Genomic DNA, 3,125 nt, shown 5'->3' with positions numbered 1-3,125 from the left:
CTCCAAAAAATAAAATGTCCAAAAAACCCACAGGCTGAAGCCTGGGGCTACACGGACGAAGCCCGCCTGCGCGGGCTAAATAGAGTCTTGTTAGGTGCGATCGCATCAAAGCAAGGAGGATTTATTTGTTGGAATACCCTTAAACAAGACCTGAGAGCAATTTTCTCAAGTCCGGTTTCGCCGAAACCGGCTTTTTGTGTAGAGAGGGTCAATAAATTCCCTCACCCGTTTATAGACAGCAAGGCTTGTAGCAATCCGTCGAGAGTATATTCCTCAGCTTCTACATCAACTCTGCCGAGTAATTCATCACAGGTTTTTGACGTCTGCGGACCAATTGAAGCAATTCGCACGTTATTTAATAAGCTTTGCCAAGAACGATCGCCACTGCGGGATTGGCGATCCAGTAGCTGGCAAAAGTTTCGCACGGTTTTAGAACTGGCAAAGGTGATGATATCAATACGGTGCTGTTGCAGTGCTTTCCATGCTTCCGGCGCGATCGCCTCGGGACAACCCGACTCATAAGCAGCAACTTCTTCGACAATCGCACCTTGCGTCGTAAACTCCGCAACCAATACTTCTCGTCCCCCGGTTTCCACCCGAGGGAACAATATTTTTTGTCCCGATACATCTTCGGGAAATTGTTCCACCAGGGAATCCGCGACAAAATCTGGGGGAATATAATCCGCGATTAAACTCCGCTGTTGCAAGGTGGCAGCGGTTTTTTTGCCGACGACGGCAATTTTAATGCCTGCAAGGATGCGGGTATCTTTTCCCTTGGCAAGGAGGCGATCGCAGAAGTAATCCACGGCATTGGCAGAGGTGAGAATTAACCAGTCAAACTCCGCAATTCGGGCGATCGCATCATCCAGAGACTCCCAACTAGAAGGAGGACGAATTTCCAACGCTGGCATTTCAATCACGTTGGCACCCACATCGGTAAGCATTTCGGTAAAGGTACTCGATTGTCCCGCCGATCGCGTGACGAGAACGGTTTTTCCCGTTAAACCCGAGGCAGAATTAGGGGAAGACTTGGCAGCGTGAGAGGAATAGTTAGACATGGGAACAGAATCAGCAGAATCGGGAGAGAGTGGACGACGAGAGGGGGAGTCGGGAAGCAGATAGTCGCGCAATTTGACCACTTCGCCAATGACAATCACCGCAGGAGAGAGAGATTCCCCTCGGGTGCGATCGCGGATATCAGCAAAAGTCCCTGTCCAAACCACCTGACGAGGGGTGCCACAAGCGCGAATAATGGCGATGGGAGTTTGGGGGGATTTGCCATGTTGCAGCAACTGCCGGAGGATTTCATCGAGTTGTCGAGTCCCCATTAAAATCACAACTGTCGGCATTTGTGCCAGGGTTTCCCAGTCGAGGCGATCGCAATCATGTCCCGTCACCACCGTAAACGAATGACTCATCACCGGATCCGTGAGGGGAATTCCCGCCAGTAACGGTCCGGCTAACGCCGAAGAAATGCCGGGGATAACTTCATACGGACATCTTGCCGCCTTCAACGCCTGAATTTCCTCCGTACAGCGTCCGAAAATAAAGGGGTCTCCACTTTTGAGGCGAACCACCCGCTTGCCTTGCTGACATTGCGCCACCAACAGGCGATCGATATCCCCCTGTTGCCAACTGGGTTGTCCACCGCGTTTGCCGACATGGATCCGTTGACAACCGGCAGGAGCCAATTGCAACAACTGCTCATCAATCAGGGCATCATACACGATCGCCTCCGCTTCCGCCAACAATTGCCGCGATCGTACCGTTAAATAAGCAGCATCCCCAGGACCTGCACCCACCAAATAGACAATTCCCCCTGTTTCAGTCACAATTGCTAGTCCCTTTTGACATCCTCAGACGGTATCTTACCCTGATTCCGGTGGCACTGTTGCCTTTTGTGGCAATTCTTCCTTTAACCCGGACTAAACTCCAACTCATATACGATAGAACATACGCCTTACCTCTAAATGTAGAGGCGATTCGCGAATCGCCTCTACATTTAGGGTGAGTTTTCAAAATATGGGTAAGTCTTGTAGTATTTTCGATCAGGAGTGCTTCATCGAAAATCACCTGAAACCATGTCAACCCCCCCGCAAACCATCTCCCTCCTGTGTCCCACACGCGGACGTCCGGAACAGGCATTACGACTAGCTTTGAGCGTATTAAACACGGCATCTCAACCCCAGCGAGTCGAACTGCTGTTTTATGTAGATGATGACGACAGCAAACAATCCGAGTATTTGGAACAGTTTAAAACCCATAAACCGGAATTGGACCGCTTTCGCCGCTGTGGGTTTTTATTAGGAGAGGCGATCGGGATTTCCAAAGCATGGAACGAACTCGCCAGTCGCTGCGAAGGTAACCTCCTAATTATGGCAGCCGATGACCAAACCTACAACGATTTTGGATGGGACAGTCGCCTCGACATCGAAACCCAGAAATACCCCGATGAAATCTTTTGTATGTGGTTCAACGAAGGACATTGGCAAGAAAAACTCTGTACCTTCCCCATCGTCTCGCGCAAATGGTGTCAAACATTAGGCTATTTTACCACGGGATTATTTGAATGCCTCTATGACGATATGTGGATTTGGGAAATTGCCAAACGAGTCGGCAGATTGCATTACATTCCGGATATTCTCACCGAACATTTACACTGGGGATATGGCAAAGCAGAAATTGATGAAACCTATCAACATAAACAAGTCGATGCTGACAAAAAGTTAAAACCGGCAGTCTATCGAGACATGGACTTATATTGTAGAACCGTTCCCTATCGAGAAACCGATGCCAGACGCATTGCTGCCGTGATGCAAGGACAAGTTTTCCTCTATCCCGCCGAGTTAATGGTCCCCGGCAAATCCACCATCTTCGATCGCCGAGACAAAGATTAATCTTCCCAATTGTTCGTAGTAACGACTTCAGTCGTTCTCTTCAATTGTTCGTAGTAACGACTTCAGTCGTTCTCTTTCTTAGTTTAAGGGACCAGAAACCGGGTTTCTGCGACAACTGTTGCAACTTTGCCTAAATTTATGAAAGAAACCCGGTTTCTCACCCCCTACAAAGGACCAGAAACCGGGTTTCTGCGACAACTGTTGCAACTTTGCCTAAATTTATGAAAG

The 3,125-nt window shown here is 49.0% G+C and carries 3 protein-coding genes; 2 read left to right on the top strand and 1 reads right to left on the bottom strand.

Features of this window, described 5'->3' with window-relative positions; all coding sequences use genetic code 11:
- Positions 1 to 221: 221 nt before the first annotated feature.
- Entirely contained in the window at positions 222 to 1,832 is a 1,611-nt protein-coding gene (gene cobA / locus NG833_RS29255; RefSeq protein ID WP_254568786.1) for a uroporphyrinogen-III C-methyltransferase, read from the bottom strand.
- Positions 1,833 to 1,834: 2 nt separating this feature from the next.
- On the opposite strand from cobA, the gene NG833_RS29250 reads away from it, so the two are divergent.
- Together NG833_RS29250 and NG833_RS29245 are read left to right on the top strand one after the other, a co-directional pair.
- The gene (locus NG833_RS29250) at positions 1,835 to 2,011 is read left to right on the top strand and encodes a hypothetical protein (RefSeq protein WP_254568785.1); all 177 of its coding nucleotides are present in this window, start codon (positions 1,835 to 1,837) and stop codon (positions 2,009 to 2,011) included.
- Between the two features lie 70 nt (positions 2,012 to 2,081).
- Positions 2,082 to 2,897, top strand: coding sequence for a glycosyltransferase family 2 protein (locus NG833_RS29245; protein ID WP_254568784.1), 816 nt, complete (start codon positions 2,082 to 2,084; stop codon positions 2,895 to 2,897).
- Positions 2,898 to 3,125 lie beyond the last annotated feature (228 nt).

Source organism: Oscillatoria sp. HE19RPO (genome assembly GCF_024220515.1).
Lineage (GTDB): Bacteria > Cyanobacteriota > Cyanobacteriia > Cyanobacteriales > Laspinemataceae > Laspinema.
This window is presented reverse-complemented; position numbering and strand designations above follow the sequence as displayed.

What these genes read in the sequence shown, in the direction of transcription:
- NG833_RS29245 (WP_254568784.1), top strand. Translation starts at nt 2,082, where the DNA reads ATGTCAACCCCCCCGCAAACCATCTCCCTCCTGTGTCCCACACGCGGA.